The sequence below is a fragment of the Streptomyces sp. NPDC055966 genome (assembly GCF_042269865.1).
Taxonomy (GTDB): Bacteria; Actinomycetota; Actinomycetes; order Streptomycetales; family Streptomycetaceae; genus Streptomyces.
In genome coordinates this window covers 1-2,969 of record NZ_JBHJYK010000075.1, presented here as the reverse complement: position 1 = coordinate 2,969, position 2,969 = coordinate 1, and the positions used below count along the sequence as shown (strand labels likewise).

General features: G+C 38.4%; 3 protein-coding genes and 1 pseudogene. All 4 read right to left on the bottom strand.

Going from position 1 to position 2,969, the window contains the following annotated elements:
* Positions 1–991, bottom strand: a 991-nt coding sequence (mobV, locus tag ACFC8N_RS48765; RefSeq protein ID WP_376296090.1) for a MobV family relaxase, incomplete at its 3' end; no start/stop codon positions are given.
* Positions 992–1,486: 495 nt separating this feature from the next.
* Positions 1,487–2,143 (bottom strand): replication protein, encoded by a 657-nt coding sequence (locus ACFC8N_RS48760; RefSeq protein WP_043858541.1) that lies wholly within the window; start codon positions 2,141–2,143, stop codon positions 1,487–1,489.
* A gap of 75 nt (positions 2,144–2,218) precedes the next feature.
* Positions 2,219–2,359 carry a CopG family transcriptional regulator gene (locus tag ACFC8N_RS48755; protein WP_043858540.1) on the bottom strand — a complete coding sequence of 47 codons (141 nt, stop codon included), beginning with the start codon at positions 2,357–2,359 and terminating at the stop codon, positions 2,219–2,221.
* A gap of 289 nt (positions 2,360–2,648) precedes the next feature.
* Positions 2,649–2,969 (bottom strand): annotated as a pseudogene (locus ACFC8N_RS48750) (hypothetical protein); the annotation flags it as partial.

The following is a 2,969-nucleotide window of genomic DNA, read 5'->3' as shown; positions in this document are numbered from 1 at the left end:
CTCGAAGCAACTGCATATTTTCCTGTCTTAATTTTTTATTTGAATTGGCTTCTGTTTCCCACTCTTTATAAATCACTCTAAGCTTTTGACCCAAAGCTTTATTTTCCTTTGCTAAATCGGTGTTCAATATTTTTTCCATCTTGCCTTTTAGCTGTTTATTTTCTTTGGCAGCATGAACCAAATTTTTAAAGTCTTGTTCGGGAACAATCACATTTCCAGTCGGTGTCTTTTTCAACTCTTTTTTGGGAATCCCAAAAAGATTCTTTTCCTCGCTCTTAACCTCGATTTGCTGAAATTCCCTTTTGGCCCGAACTTTAATTTCATCTGGAACTTTTTCATTGAGGGCGAGCAATTCATTTTTCTTCTCCTGGAGATTTTTTTCTAGAAAATCAATTTCTTTTTCCAGCGTCTGCTTTTTGAATTCCCTCGTTTCCAAATGCTCACGAGTAGAACCTTTTTCTCCACGCTCCAAATCAAAGCCAAGCTTTTGCATATGCTCGGGAAACTTATCTTGCAACCAAAGCAATTCTTGACGATTGAACACATTTTTCCCTTGCAGTTTTCCATCACGCATTGGCACAACGCCAACATGCATATGGGGCGTTTTTTCGTCCATATGTACCGTTGCATAAGCAATATTTTGCTCGCCATAGCGTTCGGAAAATAATTTATAACTTTCCTCAAAAAATCGTTTTTGTTCTGTAGGATCCAGACGGTCAAAAAAATTTTTGTCAGATGTCACGAGCAACTCGTTTACAAGCACCGCATCTTTCCGAGTTTTTCTCGTACCTGTTTTTTGCGATTCAATGATTTCTTTGACATGCTGGTTATAATCAATTTTCCCATCATGGACCAAATCATAATTTTCATGGGAACGCTCTTTATCAATATCCGAATTCGTCCTGCTTTCTCTTTCACGCTGATTATGAAACTGAATTCCTTTCAAATCATGCGCCTTCATTTTCTGCATTCGGACGACCGCATAACTCATAAAATCAGCTCCGTTTCGGGGTCAGTTTTTCGGCAACACTTCCATGTAAAGTATAACACACTATACTTTACATTCGTAAAGTGTGTGCTCTGCGAGGCTTTTTCGGCTACCCGCCGAACCATGCTAACGCATGGGAAAACCTTGGGCTTTGCCCAAACCCACAAGGGGAAATGATTCCCCCTTGATCCCCCCAATAAAAACTCCCCCAACCCCCTCAATTTTGAGGGGACTCCCTCGCCGGTCGGCAGGAATCGAATGGGATTCGATTCAATGCCAAGAGGGTTCGGGTGTGGTGAGTCTGTCAATCGACTTTCGCGGCATATCCTCATTTCGCTATCGCTCATTCCGGTATTCCACGATTCTATTGACAGACGCCACGTGTCGCTTTCTCCTTCAAGCGCCCACCAGAACAAAATAAAAAAAGATACAGAAAAAGATACAGAAGAATCTTCTGTATCTCTTGTATCTCAATCCTTTTCTGTCGTTTTATGTCGATTATTTTAACTCTCCTGTTTCTCTATCAATATCGCCCCGACCATATTTCCGTTCTTGATAAACGGCATCAAAATACAGTCTAATCAATCCAGTATGCGAACGTAAAACAGAATTGATAATCTTCATGCTGGGTAAGTTATATTCTTCCCCACGAACCCTTACAAACCTTCTTAATTCACGAATATTAGCCAGTCCATGTTCATCAATCAAATCACAAAGATCATTCAGCATGTCGTCTTTTTCTTCAACATCAAGCGTTATGTATCTATCAATATCAAAATTGTTTAGTAGTTTAATATCTTTCTTGTCATATACATGCTTGTTTTTAGCGATAGCGTCTTTTGATTCGTGCGTTAAATATAAATACATATTTTCCATGCTTTGAACTACAATTTGCACCATGGAAACACTTTTATTACCCAATGCTCGTTGTATTCTTTTACGGACACTATCAGCAGTAACAGGATTTTTCGCCACATAAATCACATGATAATGGGCTTTTTTATATTTTTGTCCCTCAACTTTACTTAAATCTTTATCATGAAGTGGGCTAATCGCAATAGGAACACCGAGCGATTCCAATTTCGTTTCCCAATCTTCGGGTATGCTTTCAGGGTACAACAGAAACGTAAAGTATCTTGCCTTATCTTTAGCCATAATGTTATAATCACCCTAACAGAAACAAAGGAATTCCAAAAAGCGAACTCTTCCAGGGGGTCGCTTTTTTTGTGTTCATTTCTGCCCTTTCTTGTATTCTTCCAAAACTACTGTAATCATCGCAGACTTACTCAAACCCTTCTCTTTGCACAACTCCTCTAAATAAGCGTGAACACTTTCTGACATAGTGATTGTAAATCTCTTTTTATTTGTCATATCGTTCTCCTTTTTGCATGTTAAAAATAATATAACAAAGTGGTGTAATTTTTGCAATAAAATACACAAAAAATATGTAAAAGGCAAAATGTCGCTCAAAATGTCGCCGAAATGTCGCTCAAATGTCGCAAGCTTCAAACCCTTGTGGCTCTAGGGTTTGAATGGCTTTTTCTCTCAATTTGGCACTCGGCACTTAAAGGGGGGGTCGTAGTAGCCCCCCCTTTTTCCTCTCTCACCCCAAAAAATCCAAGTTCAAAAAACCAAAAAAAGCACCTTTTTCAGGTGCTTTTTATCTTTCAAGACCATTTTCTCTTTCACGACGCTTTTCAACCCTGTTTAAACGCTCAAATTCGCCCTCAGGGGCTTTTTCTTTAATTTTGCCTACCAAATCATTAAAAAGGCTCTTAAACGTCTTTAAATCGTTTGTACGGGCTTTTAAAAATTCTTTGGTGCTTTTATATATCAAACCAATTTCACGCTTTAAATCGCTTATATGGCTTTTTAATTTGCTATTCTCTCGAAGCAACTGCATATTTTCCTGTCTTAATTTTTTATTTGAATTGGCTTCTGTTTCCCACTCTTTATAAATCACTCTAAGCTTTTGACCCAA

What these genes read in the sequence shown, in the direction of transcription:
- ACFC8N_RS48760 (WP_043858541.1), bottom strand. Translation starts at nt 2,143, where the DNA reads ATGGCTAAAGATAAGGCAAGATACTTTACGTTTCTGTTGTACCCTGAA.
- ACFC8N_RS48755 (WP_043858540.1), bottom strand. Translation starts at nt 2,359, where the DNA reads ATGACAAATAAAAAGAGATTTACAATCACTATGTCAGAAAGTGTTCAC.